Below are 19,597 nucleotides of genomic sequence, written 5' to 3' on the forward strand. Positions count from 1 at the left end.
CCAGCTCCGCGGTCTATTGGCGCGTCAGTCACTGATAGTCGCGGAGTTTCCCATGTTGATCAAAATCCCTTCTGCTTCCGCGTCGAGTGAATCCGACGTCACGCCCGAATCGGTTTACCTCTCACGTCGTTCCTTCTTCGCTGCCGCAGGTGGCGCCGCCGCTGCGTTGGCGCTGCCGGCATACGTTCGCGCGGAAGCCTCGCGCTATGCGGATGTTGAAGATGCGCAAGCTCCAGATTGGTTTGCTGACAAGCTAAAGGCGGCTCGCTGGCAAGCCGTTACCGCCGGCAGTGAAACGATCACGCCGTTCAAAGACGCTACGCACTACAACAACTTCTATGAGTTTGGGCCTGATAAAGGCGACCCGGCACGCTACGCCGGCTCGTTTAAAGCTGAGCCCTGGACGGTGATGGTCGATGGGGAAGTTGCCAAGCCGGGTCGCTACTCGTTGGAGGATATGTTCAAGGAGCAGCAACTTGAAGAGCGGATTTACCGCCTACGCTGCGTCGAGGCTTGGTCAATGGTCATTCCCTGGATGGGGTTTTCGTTGGGCGACGTGCTGAAACGCTTCGAGCCGACGGCGAAAGCCAAATATGTTCGCTTCGAAACAGTGGTCGACCGTGAGCAAATGAAAGGACAGAGCTCCAGCTTTTCGCTGATCGACTGGCCTTATATAGAAGGGCTGCGCCTGGACGAGGCGATGCATCCGTTGGCGATTCTTGCGGTTGGCATGTATGGGCGGGTGTTGCCGGGACAGAACGGGGCGCCGTTGCGTCTGGTCGTGCCGTGGAAGTACGGCTTCAAGAGCATCAAGTCCATTGTGCGAATTACCCTGACCGAAGAGCAGCCTACTAATACGTGGCAGGCGCTGGCGGCTGACGAATATGGGTTCTATGCCAACGTAAACCCGGCTGTTGACCATCCGCGTTGGACGCAGGCGCATGAGCGGCGTTTGCCGAGTAGTCTGTTTAGTCCGAATGTGATGCCGACCCGTCTGTTCAATGGGTATGACGAGGTGGCCTCGTTGTATAGCGGTTTAGATTTGCGGACTAACTATTGATGCGATACCGGCTATGGCGTGTTGCGGTGTTTTGTCTGGCCCCCGTTCTTCCTTTGTATTGGCTGTATCAAGCCTGGGCGTTTGCGCTAGGGCCAGATCCGGGCAAGGTGCTTGTTGATCGCTTGGGGCTTGGTGCGCTGACACTGCTGCTTATTACCTTAGCGATGACACCGCTGCAGCGCTTGACCGCGTGGGGCGGCTGGATTGCGGTGCGGCGGCAGCTGGGGCTTTGGTGCTTTGCTTATGCGGTGCTGCATGTGTCGGCTTACGCCGTGTTTGTGCTTGGGCTGGATGGCGGGCAGCTGTTGATCGACTTGCGCAAGCGCCCTTACATCTTCGTTGGGGCTTTGGCGTTTATCGGCTTGCTCGCGTTGGCCATTACGTCCAACCGCTGGAGTATTAGAAAGCTGGGCCGACGCTGGAAGGTGCTGCATCGGTTGGTCTACGCCGTGTTGGCTTTGGTGCTCTTGCATATGCTTTGGGTGGTTCGGGCGGATATAGAGGAGTGGCTGATCTACGCGGTTGTTGGCGCGCTGCTCATGGTTGCCCGTATTCCGGGCGTTTTGAACCGTCGGGCAAGATTGTCACAATAATGTCTTGACGGCTTTTCCTGGCTGCTTATAATGCGCACCACTTCCGGCGCGGAAGGCGCCTAAAAGTTCTTTCTAATCAATAGGTTAGGTTAAATAAAGGGTTGCAAAGCAGAGCGATCTGCGTAGAATGCGCCGGGCTGACAGGGTTGAGGTTTTAGTCTTGTTGGTCGATCGAGTAAGTGGATCGAAAGGCGGTAGAAGAGGTGGTTGACAGCGGTTTGAAACGCTGTAGAATTCGCCTCCCGCTGACGAGAGACTGAAGTTGATCTGAAGCGCAAGCGGTTGAGTTTGAAAAGAAATTTTCGAAATCGCTTGACGGAATAAGAGGCTGCTGTAGAATGCGCGCCTCGGTTGAGACGAAAGACTTAACCAACTGTTCTTTAACAACTGAATCAAGCAATTCGTGTGGGTGCTTGTGAGGTAAGACTGATAGTCACCAGATTATCAGCATCACAAGTAACACTCGTTAATTTGAGAGTTTTTTGCGATTGCTGAGCCAAGTTTAGGGTTTTCTCAAAACCCAGATATGTTTGAACTGAAGAGTTTGATCATGGCTCAGATTGAACGCTGGCGGCAGGCCTAACACATGCAAGTCGAGCGGATGAGAGGAGCTTGCTCCTTGATTCAGCGGCGGACGGGTGAGTAATGCCTAGGAATCTGCCTATTAGTGGGGGACAACGTTTCGAAAGGAACGCTAATACCGCATACGTCCTACGGGAGAAAGCAGGGGACCTTCGGGCCTTGCGCTAATAGATGAGCCTAGGTCGGATTAGCTAGTTGGTGAGGTAATGGCTCACCAAGGCGACGATCCGTAACTGGTCTGAGAGGATGATCAGTCACACTGGAACTGAGACACGGTCCAGACTCCTACGGGAGGCAGCAGTGGGGAATATTGGACAATGGGCGAAAGCCTGATCCAGCCATGCCGCGTGTGTGAAGAAGGTCTTCGGATTGTAAAGCACTTTAAGTTGGGAGGAAGGGTTGTAGATTAATACTCTGCAATTTTGACGTTACCGACAGAATAAGCACCGGCTAACTCTGTGCCAGCAGCCGCGGTAATACAGAGGGTGCAAGCGTTAATCGGAATTACTGGGCGTAAAGCGCGCGTAGGTGGTTCGTTAAGTTGGATGTGAAATCCCCGGGCTCAACCTGGGAACTGCATTCAAAACTGTCGAGCTAGAGTATGGTAGAGGGTGGTGGAATTTCCTGTGTAGCGGTGAAATGCGTAGATATAGGAAGGAACACCAGTGGCGAAGGCGACCACCTGGACTGATACTGACACTGAGGTGCGAAAGCGTGGGGAGCAAACAGGATTAGATACCCTGGTAGTCCACGCCGTAAACGATGTCGACTAGCCGTTGGGGTCCTTGAGACTTTAGTGGCGCAGCTAACGCATTAAGTCGACCGCCTGGGGAGTACGGCCGCAAGGTTAAAACTCAAATGAATTGACGGGGGCCCGCACAAGCGGTGGAGCATGTGGTTTAATTCGAAGCAACGCGAAGAACCTTACCTGGCCTTGACATGCTGAGAACTTTCCAGAGATGGATTGGTGCCTTCGGGAACTCAGACACAGGTGCTGCATGGCTGTCGTCAGCTCGTGTCGTGAGATGTTGGGTTAAGTCCCGTAACGAGCGCAACCCTTGTCCTTAGTTACCAGCACGTTATGGTGGGCACTCTAAGGAGACTGCCGGTGACAAACCGGAGGAAGGTGGGGATGACGTCAAGTCATCATGGCCCTTACGGCCAGGGCTACACACGTGCTACAATGGTCGGTACAAAGGGTTGCCAAGCCGCGAGGTGGAGCTAATCCCATAAAACCGATCGTAGTCCGGATCGCAGTCTGCAACTCGACTGCGTGAAGTCGGAATCGCTAGTAATCGTGAATCAGAACGTCACGGTGAATACGTTCCCGGGCCTTGTACACACCGCCCGTCACACCATGGGAGTGGGTTGCACCAGAAGTAGCTAGTCTAACCTTCGGGAGGACGGTTACCACGGTGTGATTCATGACTGGGGTGAAGTCGTAACAAGGTAGCCGTAGGGGAACCTGCGGCTGGATCACCTCCTTAATCGACGACATCAGCTTCCTTATAAGCTCCCACACGAATTGCTTGATTCATTGCGAAAGACGATAGGGTCGTCCTAGAGGTTTTAGGAGGATCAGTGACGAGTTGTCAGCCTAGTAGCCCGAACAATTGGGTCTGTAGCTCAGTTGGTTAGAGCGCACCCCTGATAAGGGTGAGGTCGGCAGTTCGAATCTGCCCAGACCCACCAATTGTTGTGGAAGAAGCCTCAGTACGGGGCCATAGCTCAGCTGGGAGAGCGCCTGCCTTGCACGCAGGAGGTCAACGGTTCGATCCCGTTTGGCTCCACCACGACGACGATAGAGTTCAGAATTGAGTATTCGCCTTAGGGTTGAATATTGAATTCTGGTCTTTGACTAGAAAGTATTATCGTTCTTTAAAAATTTGGGTATGTGATAGAAAGATAGACTGGATAGCACTTTCACTGGTGTTTATTCAGGCTAAGGTAAAATTTGTGAGTTCTCTTGAGAGATCAAGAGTATTTCGAATTTTCGGCGAATGTCGTCTTCATAGTATAACCAGATTGCTTGGGGTTATATGGTCAAGTGAAGAAGCGCATACGGTGGATGCCTTGGCAGTCAGAGGCGATGAAAGACGTGGTAGCCTGCGAAAAGCTTCGGGGAGTCGGCAAACAGACTTTGATCCGGAGATGTCTGAATGGGGGAACCCACTTAACATAAGTTAAGTATCTTGCACTGAATACATAGGTGTAAGAAGCGAACCAGGGGAACTGAAACATCTAAGTACCCTGAGGAAAAGAAATCAACCGAGATTCCCTTAGTAGTGGCGAGCGAACGGGGACTAGCCCTTAAGTTGATTTGAGATTAGCGGAACGCTCTGGAAAGTGCGGCCATAGTGGGTGATAGCCCTGTACGCGAAAATCTCTTATCAATGAAATCGAGTAGGACGGAGCACGAGAAACTTTGTCTGAATATGGGGGGACCATCCTCCAAGGCTAAATACTACTGACTGACCGATAGTGAACTAGTACCGTGAGGGAAAGGCGAAAAGAACCCCGGAGAGGGGAGTGAAATAGATCCTGAAACCGTATGCGTACAAGCAGTGGGAGCCCACTTTGTTGGGTGACTGCGTACCTTTTGTATAATGGGTCAGCGACTTATATTCAGTGGCGAGCTTAACCGAATAGGGGAGGCGTAGCGAAAGCGAGTCTTAATAGGGCGTTTAGTCGCTGGGTATAGACCCGAAACCGGGCGATCTATCCATGGGCAGGTTGAAGGTTGGGTAACACTAACTGGAGGACCGAACCGACTACCGTTGAAAAGTTAGCGGATGACCTGTGGATCGGAGTGAAAGGCTAATCAAGCTCGGAGATAGCTGGTTCTCCTCGAAAGCTATTTAGGTAGCGCCTCGTGTATCACTGCTGGGGGTAGAGCACTGTTTCGGCTAGGGGGTCATCCCGACTTACCAAACCGATGCAAACTCCGAATACCAGCAAGTGCGAGCACGGGAGACACACGGCGGGTGCTAACGTCCGTCGTGAAAAGGGAAACAACCCAGACCGTCAGCTAAGGTCCCAAAGTCATGGTTAAGTGGGAAACGATGTGGGAAGGCTTAGACAGCTAGGAGGTTGGCTTAGAAGCAGCCACCCTTTAAAGAAAGCGTAATAGCTCACTAGTCGAGTCGGCCTGCGCGGAAGATGTAACGGGGCTCAAACCATGCACCGAAGCTACGGGTATCACTTAGGTGATGCGGTAGAGGAGCGTTCTGTAAGCCTGTGAAGGTGAGTTGAGAAGCTTGCTGGAGGTATCAGAAGTGCGAATGCTGACATGAGTAACGACAATGGGTGTGAAAAACACCCACGCCGAAAGACCAAGGTTTCCTGCGCAACGTTAATCGACGCAGGGTTAGTCGGTCCCTAAGGCGAGGCTGAAAAGCGTAGTCGATGGAAAACAGGTTAATATTCCTGTACTTCTAGTTATTGCGATGGGGGGACGGAGAAGGCTAGGCCAGCTTGGCGTTGGTTGTCCAAGTTTAAGGTTGTAGGCTGACTGCTTAGGTAAATCCGGGCGGTTAAGGCTGAGAACTGATGACGAGTGCTCATTAGAGCGCGAAGTGGTTGATGCCATGCTTCCAAGAAAAGCCTCTAAGCTTCAGATAACTAGGAACCGTACCCCAAACCGACACAGGTGGTTGGGTAGAGAATACCAAGGCGCTTGAGAGAACTCGGGTGAAGGAACTAGGCAAAATGGCACCGTAACTTCGGGAGAAGGTGCGCCGGTGAGGGTGAAGCATTTACTGCGTAAGCTCATGCCGGTCGAAGATACCAGGCCGCTGCGACTGTTTATTAAAAACACAGCACTCTGCAAACACGAAAGTGGACGTATAGGGTGTGACGCCTGCCCGGTGCCGGAAGGTTAATTGATGGGGTTAGCTAACGCGAAGCTCTTGATCGAAGCCCCGGTAAACGGCGGCCGTAACTATAACGGTCCTAAGGTAGCGAAATTCCTTGTCGGGTAAGTTCCGACCTGCACGAATGGCGTAACGATGGCGGCGCTGTCTCCACCCGAGACTCAGTGAAATTGAAATCGCTGTGAAGATGCAGTGTATCCGCGGCTAGACGGAAAGACCCCGTGAACCTTTACTATAGCTTTGCACTGGACTTTGAATTTGCTTGTGTAGGATAGGTGGGAGGCTTTGAAGCGTGGACGCCAGTTCGCGTGGAGCCAATCTTGAAATACCACCCTGGCAACTTTGAGGTTCTAACTCTGGTCCGTTATCCGGATCGAGGACAGTGTATGGTGGGTAGTTTGACTGGGGCGGTCTCCTCCTAAAGAGTAACGGAGGAGTACGAAGGTGCGCTCAGACCGGTCGGAAATCGGTCGTAGAGTATAAAGGCAAAAGCGCGCTTGACTGCGAGACAGACACGTCGAGCAGGTACGAAAGTAGGTCTTAGTGATCCGGTGGTTCTGTATGGAAGGGCCATCGCTCAACGGATAAAAGGTACTCCGGGGATAACAGGCTGATACCGCCCAAGAGTTCATATCGACGGCGGTGTTTGGCACCTCGATGTCGGCTCATCACATCCTGGGGCTGAAGCCGGTCCCAAGGGTATGGCTGTTCGCCATTTAAAGTGGTACGCGAGCTGGGTTTAGAACGTCGTGAGACAGTTCGGTCCCTATCTGCCGTGGACGTTTGAGATTTGAGAGGGGCTGCTCCTAGTACGAGAGGACCGGAGTGGACGAACCTCTGGTGTTCCGGTTGTCACGCCAGTGGCATCGCCGGGTAGCTATGTTCGGAATAGATAACCGCTGAAAGCATCTAAGCGGGAAACTAGCCTCAAGATGAGATCTCACTGGGATCTTGAATCCCCTAAAGGGCCGTCGAAGACTACGACGTTGATAGGTGGGGTGTGTAAGCGTTGTGAGGCGTTGAGCTAACCCATACTAATTGCCCGTGAGGCTTGACCATATAACACCCAAGCAATTTGCTTAAAAACGCAAATTGACGGTGTGAAGACGATACAAACCGAAAATTCGGCAAACACACAAATACCTGTAACACCCAATCACATACCCAATTTGGAGCTGCGCTAACGCGACGCTCCACCCGAATTGCTTGACGACCATAGAGCGTTGGAACCACCTGATCCCATCCCGAACTCAGTAGTGAAACGACGCATCGCCGATGGTAGTGTGGGGTCTCCCCATGTGAGAGTAGGTCATCGTCAAGCTTAAATTCCAAACCCCCTACTCGTGAAAACGGGTAGGGGGTTTGTTTTTGCGTCGAAGAAAAGTTAGGCGAGGGCAGAGGTTTCGATAGGCGCCTCGTTTCCAGTAAGGAAATGAGGAATAGTGCCACTTGTGCCCTCGGCCCCAACTGCGCAGAACTCAGCAGTTCTGCCACCCTGTCGGTCCAAGACACAACGCAACGGTCGCCGCGTTCACCCTATTGCGTCTACGATTGCCAGCAACCGTTCGTAATCGTTCCTATCCCATTGTTTGGCACGTTCACTAGAGCTCTTTCATGTCTGATGTTGCAGATGCTCGCGAGTTGTCCGAGATGCCATTGGAGGCGTTAATCGCCTGCCATGAATGCGATTTGCTGATGCTCAAGCCCGAGCTCCACGTCGGCGACAGCGCGCACTGTCCGCGCTGCGGCTTTGAGCTGTACATGAGCCGCCCTAAAGTGGTGAAGCGCAGCATGGCCTTGGTGATCGCAGCGTTACTGCTGTATTTCCCCGCTAACTTCCTGCCCATCATGGAACTCAGCTTGCTCGGTCAGCGCAGCGTCGACACTGTCTGGAGCGGCGTACTCGCGCTCTACAACTCCGGCATGCAAGGCATTGCCGTAGTGGTATTCCTCTGCAGCATGGCGGTGCCACTGCTCAAGCTGGTATGCCAATTTCTGGTCCTGCTCTCCATCCAGATGAAATTTGGCCGCAGCTACGGCCTGCTGCTCTACCGCATTTATCACCATATGCGCGAATGGGGCATGCTCGAGGTGTACTTGATGGGCACCCTCGTTTCCATCGTCAAACTCATCGGCCTGGCGGATGTCACGCTAGGGTTTGGCCTTGCCTGTTTCGTCGCCCTGTTGCTGATCCAAGTCTGGCTTGAAGTCACCATGACGCCCCATCAAATCTGGGAAGCGCTGTCCGGGGAGAGCGACCATGCGAGCCATTGATGCGGGCATTCTGGTATGCCACGAATGCCACCAGCTCAATAAAGAAGACCCCGACACCGACTCCCAATTCTGCACCCGCTGCGGTGCCAGCGTTCACGCGCGCAATCCCAATAGCCTGAAGCGCACCTGGGCGCTGTTGGTGACATCGGCGATCTTGTACATCCCGGCTAATCTTCTGCCCATCATGACCGTCAGCACCCTCGGCAGAGGCGAGCCCGACACCATCATGTCCGGCGTTATTTCTCTGGTGCAGTACGGCATGATTCCCATCGCCGCCGTGGTGTTTATCGCCAGTATTCTGGTGCCCACCTTCAAGCTGGTGGGCATCGGCTTGCTGCTCTACTCGGTGCAGCGCCGCCTGCCCATGTCGCCGCGCCAGCGCATCGTGATGTACCGCTTTATTGAATGGATAGGCCGATGGTCGATGCTCGATGTGTTCGTCATCGCCATTCTGGTGGCCCTGGTTAACTTCGGCAGCCTGGCCAGTATCGAGCCCGGTTACGGCGCCGCCGCTTTTGCCAGCGTGGTAATTCTGACCATGCTGGCCGCTCACACCTTCGACCCGCGCTTGCTCTGGGACAACACGGAAACGGATGACAATGACGATGAATGATCTGCCCAAAGCCAAAATCCGCCCGGCCTCCAACTGGTCTGCCATTTGGGTGCTGCCCCTGATCGCTCTGGTGATTGGCGGCTGGCTTGGGTGGCGCGCTTACGACCAGGCTGGCATCGACATTCAGATCATCTTCGCGTCCGGCGATGGCATTCAGGCCGGCAAAACCGAGGTCATCTACAAAGGCATGCCAGTCGGCAAGGTGAAGACCCTGACCTTGGACGACACCGGCGCCCGCCGTGGCGTTATTGCCACAGTCGAAATGGACAAAGACGTAGAGCCGTTTTTGCGCACTAACACGCGCTTCTGGTTGGTAAAGCCGAGCGTGAGTCTGGCCGGCGTCACCGGGCTGGAAACCTTGGTGTCAGGCAACTACATCACGGCAGCGCCAGGCGACGGCGAGCCCGAGCGCAAATTTACGGCGCTGAACGAAGTGCCGCCCATCGCCGACTCCGTGGCCGGTCTGCACCTGACCCTGAAAGCCGAGCGCCTGGGTTCGCTCAATCGCGACAGCCCGGTGTTCTACAAGCAAATTCAGGTCGGCGTGGTGAAGAGCTACAGCCTTTCCGCCGACCAGAGCACCGTCGAAGTAAAGGTGTTCATCCAGCCGCAATACGCCTCGCTTGTGCGCAAACACACGCGCTTCTGGAACGCCAGTGGCGTGACGGTGAACGCCGACCTGGGCGGCTTCAAGCTGCGCACCGAATCGTTAGCCAGCATCGTCGCCGGCGGTATCGCGTTCGCCACGCCGGAACACCGTAAAGACAGCCCGCCCACCGACCCGAGCCTTCCGTTCCGCCTGTACGAAGATTTCGACGCCGCCCAGGTCGGCATCAAGGTCAATGTGAAACTCAGCGACTTCGAAGGCCTGCAATCCGGTCGCACGCCGGTTATGTACAAAGGCATCCAAGTCGGCACGCTGAAAACCCTGAAGATAAACGACGACCTCGCCACCGCTTCAGCAGAACTTGCCCTCGACCCACGCAGCGAGGATTACCTCGTCGAAGGCACCGAATTCTGGGTGGTCAAACCGGTTATCTCGCTGGCCGGTATCACCGGCATTGAAGCCTTGGTCAAGGGCAACTACATCGCCGTGCGCCCGGGCGAAAAAGGCAACGCGCCCGCCCGTGACTTCGTCGCCCGGGCCAAAGCGCCGCCGCTCGACCTCAGCGCCCCCGGCCTGCACCTGGTGCTCTACAGCGACGTGCTCGGCTCGCTCGAAGTCGGCAGCCCGGTGCTCTACAAACAAATCAAAGTCGGCACCGTGCAAAGCTATCAACTGGCGCGCGACCGCAAGCGCGTCGCCATTGGCGTCCACATCGAACCCGAGTACGCCAATCTGGTGAACAACTCCACCCGCTTCTGGAACGCCAGCGGCATTACCCTGAGCGGTGGCCTCTCTGGCGTCACAGTAAAAAGCGAATCCCTGCAAACCCTGCTCGCCGGCGGTATCAGCTTTGAAACGCCAGACCCCAAAGCCGCGCCGACCAAACGGGTACAGCGCTTCACCCTGCACCCCGACCGCGAAAACGCGCTGCAAAAAGGCACCGTCATCAACATCCGCGTCGACTCGGGCGACGGCCTGAAACCCGGCACCCCGATTCGCTATAAAGGCATCGATCTGGGCAAAGTCGAAACCGTGGCCCTCACCGATGACCTGCAGGCAGTTCAGTTAACCGCCCGGATCACCGAAAGCGCCGACAAAATCGCTCGCGTCGGTTCGCAGTTCTGGGTCGTCAAACCCGAACTCGGCCTGATCCGCACCGCTAACCTCGACACCCTGGTCAGCGGCCAATACCTGCAAGTGCAGCCAGCCTCCAAAGCGACTGCAGCGCAGACCAACTTCGTCGCGCTGAACGAGCCGCCGGTGCTGGCGACCCAGGAAAGCGGCTTGAAACTGACCCTGAGCGCGCCGCGTCGTGGCTCGATCAAAGCCGATGTGCCCGTCACCTACCGGGAAGTTCAGGTGGGCAAAGTTACCGGCATCGAACTGGGTGCCACCGCCGACCGCGTGCTGATCCGCGTGCTGATCGAACCCCGTTATGCCGCCCTGGTTCGCGGCGGCAGCCGCTTCTGGAGTGTCAGCGGGTTCTCGGTGGATTGGGGCTTGTTCAAAGGCGCCAAGGTGCGCACCGAATCGGTCGAGTCGTTGCTGCAAGGCGGCATTGCGTTCGCGACGCCCGAAGGCGATCAGATGGGCGCGCCGGCGAAGGCGGAGCAGACGTTTGTGCTCAATGAAGAGGCGAATGACGAGTGGCTAAAATGGGCCCCCAAAATTTCTTTGGGTAAGTGAGCGATCGGCTGCGCGTCGGCATTACTGCGTTGAAAACGGTTTTTGAATGCTCATGGGCTACAGCCCACTGCGCTTCAAAAGCCGTTTTCGCCTTGTACTGCTCTAGCTCGCGCGATCTCGATTTGTGTTGGGTTTGAAATTGGAAAGGGCCGCTTAGCGGCCCTTTTTTTTGGGTCAAAAACAAACCACATCCTGTAGGAGCGGCTTTAGCCGCGATTGGCCCTCAAGCCAACCACACTTCCCACTATCAAGCCGGCTCAACCACCGGTTCTACCTTCACCACCGGCTCATGCCGGCGGATGTATTTCCAGTCCGCTTCATCAATGTAAATCCCGTTCGGCCCGCTGCCGCCTTCAAGGTCGATGGCTACGTGTGCACACACTTGCGGTTTTACGCTGGCCAGAATCGGCACGAAGCCCAGCTGAAGGCTGGTTTCGATCAGGGCTTGCTGGTTGCGTTCGTCGATGTCGGCGGCTTCGTCGAGGTAGTACGGCAGGCGCACTTTGCCGGCTTGCTCGCGGTCCATCAGGTGCAGCAGCAGGTACATGTTGGTCAGCGCTTTGATAGTCATGGTCGTGCCGTTCGAGGCGGCGCCGTCGATGTCGGTGTGCACGATCGGCTGGCCGCCGACTTTGGTGATTTCGAACGCCAGCTCGAACAGGTCTTTGAGCCCTAGCTGGTTGTGGTTAGCGGCGACCAGGCGTGCCAGGTATTCCTTGGCTTCCTCGTTGCGCACGTCCTGATCGGCCGACTGGTTGAGGTCGAACACCGACAGGGTTTCGCCTTCTTCGTATTGGCCGGCGCTGCGGATGATCTGGTCGATGTGTTTGAGCGCGTCTTTGTTTGGCGCGAGCACGATGCGGAAGCTTTCCAGGTTGGATACCTGACGGCGGTTGATTTCGCGGTTGAACAGGGCCAACTGGTGTTCGAGGTTGTCGTAGTCGCTGCGGATGTTGCGCAAGGTGCGGGCGATATCGGTGACGGCTGCACGACGGGCTTTGGCCAGGGTCAGCGCTTCATCCTGGCGGTGCGCGTAGGCGTTGATCAGCAAGTGCAGGCGCCGCTCCACGTCATCTTCGCTGTCGAACTTGGCCACGCCCTTCAGGCGAATCTGCGCATACAGCGCTTCAATCTGCCCGTCGATGCGCTGCAGGCTCTGCCACGCGTCCTGATAGTCGTTAAGCAGCGGCAGCAGGTTGTCGAGCGAGTCGTCCACCGGCTCCATAAACGGCGTGCCGAAGGGCAGGTTGGCTGGCAGCAATTGGCGACGACGCAGGGCGTCTTCCAGGGTGCGTTCTTTGGCTTCCAAGTCGGCCAACTGACGGCCGACCAATTGCAGCTTGGCCGACAGTTGCTGGACGCGTTCGGTAAACGCATCGCTGGCACGCTTGAGGTCGTCCTGCGCGGCTTCGGCCTGGGCCAGTTGTTCAAGCTTGGCGGGTTCTTCCACGGCCAGGGTCTGGCTGCGGCGGAAGTCTTCCAGCGCCTTCTGCGCGTCCAGCACCTGGTTGTACAGGGTTTCGGCCTGGGCTTTGCTGGCGGCGCGGTCGGAGGCCACGCTCTGTTGCGTCTTGAGCTGTTTCAGCTCTTTTTCCAGGCGCTCTTTCTGATCGCGTAACGCGGCGCGGTCGGCCAAGGCTTGCAGCGCAGGCGGCTCGATATGGCTGAGGTCGATACTCAAGCCGGGCACTTCAAAACGCTCGGCCTTGAAGCCGTCGAGGATCACTTCCAGCGACTTCACCCACTGGCCGTCTTCGTCCAGGCCAATGCCCTGTTCGCCCAGCGGCAGGCTGAACAGCGCACCGTTGAACAGGCGCATCAGGCGCTCGACGTCTTGTTGGCTGAATTCTTCACGTAAGCGTGCGTAGCTGTTGTTGTCGGCGTGTTCCAGTTGTTGGCGCACCGACTTCAGGCGTTTTTCCAGATCGCGCAGACGCTCGTCCAGGTCTTCGCTGGAGAACTGCCGCGACTGCGCCAGCGCACCGGCCAGTTCGTCGTGGGCGTCTTTGGCGGCGAGCAGTTGCTGCTCCAGCACCTGAGCGTTTTCTACCAGCGCGAAGCGATGTTTCAGCACGCCGAACTCGCCGAGCCAGCGCTGAATCTCGCTGATCTCACGTTCCAGACGCATCAGCTCCTGGGTGCCGCCGCGCTGTTCGTGTTGCAAGCCGTCTTGCTCGCCACGGTAATGCTCGGCTTGAATCACCAGCTCTTCGCGGCGGGCGCCGGCATAGTCTTGCCAGGTGCCGAGCAGCGAATCGAGCAACGGCGAAATGCGGTGCAGCTTTCCGCGCAGCACTTCCCGTTGCGCCACGCCGGCGCTCAGCGCTTCGACCAATGGCCCTGCCGCTACCAGCGATTGGTAATCGGCTTCCATGCGGCGCACGTCGCGGAAGGCTTCTTCGCACGCGGCAATGTAATCGACGCTACCCGAACGCAGGCTGTGTTCGAACGCATCGAGGAACAATTGCTTGAGCTTGGCCGCGGTGATTTCGCGCATGTGCAGCAGGTTGATAAACAGCGCGCGGAAGGTCTTCAAACTCTGCTCGCTGGTGGATCGCAGCGGAATCAGGGTCAGGTCCAGCGGAATCGAGGTGTGCCCGCCTACCAGCAACCGGCGAAGTTCTTCCGGCTTCAGTTCGTAGGCCTTGATGTTCTCGCGCTCCAGATTGGCAAACAGCTCGCGCTGGCGCAGGCAAGTGCCGTTCTTCTGGTAGTGCTCAAGGTGCAACTCGCCGGCATAGGCGAAGAACTGGTGGCCGAAGCCGCCACCCGGACCGCGCCCGGCGACGCCGATTACGTGCGGGCCGTGGGGCAGGGCGACTTCAACGAGGATGTAACTGGTGTCGCTGGCGAAGTAGAACTTGCGCGAGGCTTCGAGGCTGTACTTGCCGAAGCTCATGTCCGACATGCGCGCCAGAATCGGAAATTGCAGGGCGTTGATCGAGGCACTCTTGCCCAGGTTGTTGGCGCCGTACACCGACAACGGTTGTTCCAGTGGGAACAGGCCCAGGCTGTAACCGGCGGTGTTTAGCAGGGCAAAGCGGCGAATACCGTAGCGTTCCTGGCTCATGCATCGATCTCCTGATTGGCACGCTCTTCAGCCAAGGCGCGGGCCAGGGCTTGTTCTTCGCTTTCTTCTTCAACCGCTACCGGCGCGTCGACGATGGCGGGCAGCGGCGGAATGTCATCGTCCTGTTCGCCGTCGATCAGCAGAATGTCGTCGCCGCTGTCGTCGTCGACCAGGGCCGGCGTTGGCAATGGCAGCACGCTGTGCAGGCTGGCGGCCAGGTCGCGGTCTTGTTGCACCGAGAGGCACACGTCGAGGAAGCGATGCATCGGCGGCAGGAAGCGGTACACGCCGTTTTCTTCGTTGGCAAAACCCAACTGCGTCATGCGGCGCATCACCTTTTCTTCCAGCTCTTCCTGGGTGGTGACCTCGGCCTGCACAAACAGATCGCGGTATTTTTCCAGCAGCGGTGGCAGCTCATCGCGGCCCAGGCTGCCGCCGTCCAGCACGGCCAGCGGGTCACGGCCCTGGTCGGCCAGGTGCTCCACCAGAATGAAGGTGAACAGCGCCAGGCGCTGAGCGGTTTTGTTTACTTGCGCGCCCATTTGCTCGGGCACGAAATAGTAGAAACCGCGGGTGTCGCACACCAGTTCGAAACCCAGCGCGCGGAACAACGCGCGGTAGGCGTCCTGCTGGTTGGAGAGTTGGCTATACAGCTCGGCGTCGCGGTGGCTGACGTGATAACCCTTGAACAGCTCGCGGAAAATCGGCGCCAGGTGGCTGAGTTCGGACAGGTCGATATTCATGCGCAATAGTCTTCAAAAAGAGTGGCGACGGGCTCAAGCATGGGTGCTGGCCACCAACGCAAAGGAGCACAGGCTGACCTGGTGCTCGGCGGTGTAATAGTCGCGGCGCTCCAGGCGCTCACGCTGGAAACGGCCGTCGCGCGACAAGCGCGAAAACCAGTACAGCAATTCATCGGTGGCGCCCTCGGGCTCCTGCTCCAGCAGCCACACCATCAGGTCGGGCATCGGCAAGGCGCTCTGGCAGCGCTCCAGCATTTCCCGCGCGGTGCGGGGCGCTTTTGGCGCTTCGCCTTTGCGCGTACCGCTGGCCTTGGGGAACTGCGTGGGTTTGGGCTCGAAGCGGGCCAGGGCGTAAACGTAGGACTCCACCTGACTGGTGCTGCCAAGAAAGGTGCTCTGCGGCCGCGTAAACAACGGCAGCGCCGCCTGCGGCACGGCATCCAGCCCCTTACGGCGAATAGCCGACAACGCCAGCGCGGCGCCACGGGTTACGGCGTTGTGCCGGCGCGCTTCTTCGCGCAACGGCAGCAGCAATTCGCGGGCGCGGCGCAGCGTTAGCTGGGCGGTGGTTTGCATTTCCAGAATGCGCGCGTGGGTGCGCAGCAGCAGGTCGTCGTCCACCAGTTGGCCAAGGCGATGCTGTTCGCTCAGCAACCGCAACAGCACTTGCTCAACGCGGCGCACGCCTTGCTCGAACGCGCCGTCGGCGTTCACCAGTTGAATCATCGGCTCGACGTATTCGTCCCAGGTCGCCAGCACTTCGGCATAGCGCTGACGCAGCGGAATCTGCCGGTCGCTGGTCTTCGCGCGGTCGGCCACACCGACCAGCGCTTGTTCATCGTTGGCGAGCTTTTTCAACACGTCGCGTACGCGCATGTCGAGCAAGCGCAGCTGGCGGGCCAGGTCGTTGGCGTCGCGAATCTCGAAGGCGTCCTGAATGTAGCCGGCCAGGCGTTCGAGGTGGCGCAGGTACGCTTCAATTTCCAGGCACAGGCCCAGGCGGTGTTCGCGGCGCAGGTAAGCGAGGAAGTCGTGAATTTGCGCGTTGAGCTCGAAGCGGTTCGGGCTCTTGGCCACCGGCACCAGAATGTCCAGGCGGATCCAGGTGTCCAGCAGGCCGGTGATGTCGGCGGGGGTGCTTTGCACCAGTTGCACCGCCAGTTGGGCGCGCAATTCGATCAGGCTCATGGTGCCTTGGTCGAACCGTTCGCAGAGCGGCTCGAGTAACGTCCAGTGTTCAGCGAGGGCGCGCAGTACGCGCTTGGGCTCGATCATGTGGGCTCAGTCAAATCAGGTTGAGGCAGTCAGGCGCCGGGCAAAGGTCGCGATTGTACTGCATGCACAGCGGTGCGTTTCATTCTCGGCTGATCAAAGGCAGGCCACGGTTTTCGAGCGAAACCACGGCGAATCGAATGTTCGATAATCGAACGGATAGTCGATTATCGGATTGTTCCGCCACCCCTCGCGGCGTACTGTTTTCTCACCCGGCGCCTACCCCCTTTCCGAGGCGCCCCGGATAACAAGACGAGATCGAACATGGCTGAACTCCTGTCTCTACGCGAAGCGGTCGAGCGCTTTGTCCATGATGGTGACACCGTCGCCCTCGAAGGTTTTACCCACCTGATTCCGACTGCCGCGTCCCACGAATTGATTCGCCAGGGCAAGAAAGACCTGACCCTGGTGCGCATGACGCCCGACTTGGTCTACGACCTGTTGATCGGCGCCGGCTGCGCCAAGCGCCTGGTGTTCTCCTGGGGCGGCAACCCCGGCGTGGGTTCGCTGCATCGCCTGCGCGACGCCGTGGAAAAAGACTGGCCGCACGCCCTGGAAATTGAAGAACACAGCCACGCCGACCTGGCCAACTCCTACGTGGCCGGCGCGTCCGGTTTGCCGTTCGCGGTGCTGCGCGCCTACGCCGGCTCTGACCTGCCCAAGGTCAACCCGCTGATCAAGTCCGTGACCTGCCCGTTCACCGGCGAAGTGCTGGCGGCCGTGCCGTCGGTGCGTCCGGACGTAACCGTGATCCACGCGCAGAAAGCCGACCGCAAAGGCAACGTGCTGCTGTGGGGCATTCTCGGCGTGCAGAAAGAGGCGGCGCTGGCGGCCAAGCGCTGCATCGTCACCGTTGAAGAAATTGTCGACGACCTGCAAGCGCCAATGAACGCCTGCGTGCTGCCGACCTGGGCGCTGACCGCCGTGTGCCTGGTGCCGGGCGGCGCACACCCGTCGTACGCCCACGGTTACTACGAGCGCGACAACCGTTTCTACCAAGCCTGGGACCCCATCGCCCGCGACCGCGAAGCCTTCACCGCGTGGATCGACGAATACATCCGAGGCACCGAAGACTTCGCCGCGTTCCAGCAAAAGCTCGCCAGCAAGCACCACGCGGAGGCCAAATAATGAGCGACTACAGCACCAACGAAATGATGACCGTCGCCGCCGCCCGCCGCCTGAAAAACGGCTCGGTGTGTTTTGTCGGCATCGGTCTGCCCTCCAAAGCCGCCAACCTGGCGCGTCTGACTTCATCGCCCGACGTGGTTCTGATTTACGAATCCGGTCCCATCGGCGCCAAGCCCACCGTGTTGCCGTTGTCGATTGGCGACGGCGAGCTGGCCGAAACCGCTGACACCGTAGTGCCCACCGGCGAAATTTTCCGCTACTGGCTGCAAGGCGGGCGCATTGACGTCGGCTTTCTCGGCGCCGCGCAAGTGGACAAGTTCGGCAACATCAACACCACCGTCATCGGTGATTACCACAAGCCGAAAGTGCGCCTGCCCGGTGCCGGTGGCGCGCCGGAAATTGCCGGCTCGGCCAAGTCGGTGCTGATCATTCTCAAGCAATCGCACCGCACCTTTGTCGACAAACTGGCCTTCGTGACGTCCGTCGGTTTCGGCGAAGGCGGCGACCATCGCCAGCGCCTCGGCCTGCCGGGCAAAGGCCCGGTCGGCATCATCACCGACCTGTGCATCATGGAACCGGAAGCCGGCAGCAACGAATTTGTCGTCACCTCGCTGCACCCGGGCGTGACCCGCGAGCAGGTGGTCGAAGCCACCGGTTGGGCGATCCGTTTCGCCGACCAAGTGGGCGTAACGCAAGCGCCGCAAGCCCATGAGCTGGAAGCCCTGCGCGCCCTCGAAGCGCGCACCGCCGCCGCTCATGGCCAGGCTGGAGGTGAGGAATGACACGCGAGGTTTTTATTTGCGATGCCGTGCGCACACCGATTGGTCGCCTCAACGGCGGCCTGTCGCCGGTGCGTGCCGATGACTTGGCGGCGATACCGCTGAAGTCGCTGATCGAGCGTAATCCACAGGTCGACTGGAATGCTGTGGACGAAGTATTCATGGGCTGCGCCAACCAATCGGGCGAGGACAACCGCAACGTCGCGCGCATGGCCGCGTTGTTGGCGGGTCTGCCGCAAAGCGTGCCGGGCGTAACGCTTAACCGCCTCTGTGCCTCGGGCATGGAAGCGGTAGGCGCTGCGTTTCGCGCCATCGCCACGGGTGAAATGGAACTGGCCATCGCGGCCGGCGTGGAGTCGATGACCCGCGCGCCCTATGTGATGGGCAAGGCCGACGGCGCCTTTGGCCGTGGCCAGAAACTGGAAGACACCACCCTCGGCTGGCGCTTTATCAACCCGCTGATGAAAGAGCAGTACGGCGTCGACCCGATGCCGGTGACCGGCGATAACGTCGCCGAAGACTACAACGTCAGCCGCGCCGACCAGGACGCCTTCGCCCTGCGCAGCCAGCAGCGCGCCGCCGCCGCACAAGAGGCCGGCTTCTTCGCCGAGGAAATCGTGCCGGTGGTCATCAAGGGCAAAAAGGGCGACACCACGTTCAGCGTGGATGAACACCCACGTGCCGACACCTCGGCCGAAGCCCTGGCCAAACTGAAACCGGTTAACGGCGCGGATAAAACCGTGACCGCTGGCAACGCCTCGGGCCTCAACGATGGCGCGTCGGCGATGATTCTTGCCTCGGCCGACGCCGTGAAAAAATTCGGCCTTACGCCGCGCGCCAAAGTGCTGGGCATGGCCAGCGGGGGCGTGGCACCACGGGTGATGGGCATTGGTCCGGTTCCCGCCGTGCGCAAATTGCTCGAACGCCTGAACCTGTCCATCGACGCTTTTGACGTTATCGAACTCAACGAAGCGTTTGCCGCGCAAGGGCTGGCGGTGGTTCGTGAGCTGGGCCTGGCCGACGACAGCGCCAAGGTAAACCCCAACGGCGGCGCCATCGCCCTGGGTCACCCGCTGGGCATGAGCGGCAATCGCTTGGTGCTGACGGCGGTGCATCATTTGCAGAAGACCGGCGGCAAGCTGGGCCTGGCGACCATGTGTGTGGGCGTGGGGCAGGGGTTGGCGATTGCTGTTGAAGCGGTTTAGGTCTTGAGAACATCGCGGCTACGCTCCCACAGGTACTCGTAAGCTGTGGGAGCGGCCGGGCGGCGCTCCGCTTTAGCCGCGATGCCCTTCGCACCATCACCGCTGCGCTTAGG

Annotated in this window: 11 protein-coding genes, 2 tRNA genes and 3 rRNA genes; 13 read left to right on the forward strand and 3 right to left on the reverse strand. The window is 58.3% G+C overall.

Translation table 11 applies throughout. The features are described 5' to 3' along the window. The first annotated feature begins 52 nt into the window (after positions 1 to 52). The 10 genes from msrP (at position 53) to ACZZ0Q_RS01900 (ending at position 11,287) form a co-directional block, all read left to right on the forward strand. Positions 53 to 1,060 carry a protein-methionine-sulfoxide reductase catalytic subunit MsrP gene (msrP, locus tag ACZZ0Q_RS01855; RefSeq protein ID WP_463540285.1) on the forward strand — a complete coding sequence of 336 codons (1,008 nt, stop codon included), beginning with the start codon at positions 53 to 55 and terminating at the stop codon, positions 1,058 to 1,060. Further along, positions 1,060 to 1,653 carry a protein-methionine-sulfoxide reductase heme-binding subunit MsrQ gene (gene msrQ, locus ACZZ0Q_RS01860; protein WP_463540284.1) on the forward strand — a complete coding sequence of 198 codons (594 nt, stop codon included), beginning with the start codon at positions 1,060 to 1,062 and terminating at the stop codon, positions 1,651 to 1,653. Before msrP ends, msrQ begins: the two co-directional genes overlap by 1 nt. Positions 1,654 to 2,185: 532 nt before the next feature. Next, positions 2,186 to 3,722 (forward strand): 16S ribosomal RNA (locus ACZZ0Q_RS01865). Between the two features lie 128 nt (positions 3,723 to 3,850). After that, positions 3,851 to 3,927, forward strand: a tRNA-Ile gene (locus tag ACZZ0Q_RS01870). A 25-nt stretch (positions 3,928 to 3,952) separates the two neighbouring features. Then, positions 3,953 to 4,028 (forward strand) — tRNA-Ala (locus ACZZ0Q_RS01875). Positions 4,029 to 4,276: 248 nt separating this feature from the next. Then, positions 4,277 to 7,166, forward strand: a 23S ribosomal RNA gene (locus ACZZ0Q_RS01880). Positions 7,167 to 7,312: 146 nt separating this feature from the next. Next, a 5S ribosomal RNA gene (gene rrf, locus ACZZ0Q_RS01885) occupies positions 7,313 to 7,428 on the forward strand. Together the 16S, 23S and 5S rRNA genes with 2 tRNA genes alongside form the textbook arrangement of a ribosomal RNA operon. 293 nt (positions 7,429 to 7,721) lie before the next feature. Then, entirely contained in the window at positions 7,722 to 8,381 is a 660-nt protein-coding gene (locus ACZZ0Q_RS01890; RefSeq protein ID WP_463540283.1) for a paraquat-inducible protein A, read from the forward strand. Next, the gene (locus ACZZ0Q_RS01895) at positions 8,368 to 8,994 is read left to right on the forward strand and encodes a paraquat-inducible protein A (RefSeq protein WP_463540282.1); all 627 of its coding nucleotides are present in this window, start codon (positions 8,368 to 8,370) and stop codon (positions 8,992 to 8,994) included. Before ACZZ0Q_RS01890 ends, ACZZ0Q_RS01895 begins: the two co-directional genes overlap by 14 nt. Beyond that, positions 8,987 to 11,287, forward strand: coding sequence for a PqiB family protein (locus ACZZ0Q_RS01900; RefSeq protein ID WP_463540281.1), 2,301 nt, complete (start codon positions 8,987 to 8,989; stop codon positions 11,285 to 11,287). The genes ACZZ0Q_RS01895 and ACZZ0Q_RS01900 overlap by 8 nt, the downstream gene beginning before the upstream one ends. 247 nt (positions 11,288 to 11,534) lie before the next feature. Here the strand turns inward: ACZZ0Q_RS01900 and mksF are convergent, their stop codons facing one another. The 3 genes from mksF to mksB are packed head-to-tail and all read right to left on the reverse strand — an operon-like array spanning position 11,535 to position 16,375. Further along, a complete protein-coding gene (gene mksF, locus ACZZ0Q_RS01905) occupies positions 11,535 to 14,357 on the reverse strand; it encodes an Mks condensin complex protein MksF (protein WP_463540280.1) in 2,823 nt (940 codons plus the stop codon). Beyond that, positions 14,354 to 15,100 carry an Mks condensin complex protein MksE gene (gene mksE, locus ACZZ0Q_RS01910; RefSeq protein WP_463540279.1) on the reverse strand — a complete coding sequence of 249 codons (747 nt, stop codon included), beginning with the start codon at positions 15,098 to 15,100 and terminating at the stop codon, positions 14,354 to 14,356. The genes mksF and mksE overlap by 4 nt, the downstream gene beginning before the upstream one ends. Positions 15,101 to 15,133: 33 nt before the next feature. Then, entirely contained in the window at positions 15,134 to 16,375 is a 1,242-nt protein-coding gene (gene mksB, locus ACZZ0Q_RS01915) for an Mks condensin complex protein MksB (RefSeq protein WP_463540278.1), read from the reverse strand. Between the two features lie 261 nt (positions 16,376 to 16,636). On the opposite strand from mksB, the gene ACZZ0Q_RS01920 reads away from it, so the two are divergent. Genes ACZZ0Q_RS01920 through pcaF form a run of 3 tightly spaced genes read left to right on the forward strand, consistent with a single transcriptional unit; the run spans position 16,637 to position 19,484 of the window. Further along, complete coding sequence (locus tag ACZZ0Q_RS01920; RefSeq protein WP_122493381.1) at positions 16,637 to 17,500, forward strand: CoA transferase subunit A; 864 nt, start codon at positions 16,637 to 16,639, stop codon at positions 17,498 to 17,500. Further along, positions 17,500 to 18,282 (forward strand): CoA-transferase subunit beta, encoded by a 783-nt coding sequence (locus ACZZ0Q_RS01925; RefSeq protein ID WP_122493380.1) that lies wholly within the window; start codon positions 17,500 to 17,502, stop codon positions 18,280 to 18,282. The genes ACZZ0Q_RS01920 and ACZZ0Q_RS01925 overlap by 1 nt, the downstream gene beginning before the upstream one ends. Further along, entirely contained in the window at positions 18,279 to 19,484 is a 1,206-nt protein-coding gene (gene pcaF / locus ACZZ0Q_RS01930; protein ID WP_463540277.1) for a 3-oxoadipyl-CoA thiolase, read from the forward strand. Before ACZZ0Q_RS01925 ends, pcaF begins: the two co-directional genes overlap by 4 nt. The last annotated feature ends 113 nt before the right edge of the window (positions 19,485 to 19,597 follow it).

The organism is Pseudomonas sp. AC070, assembly GCF_979258635.1.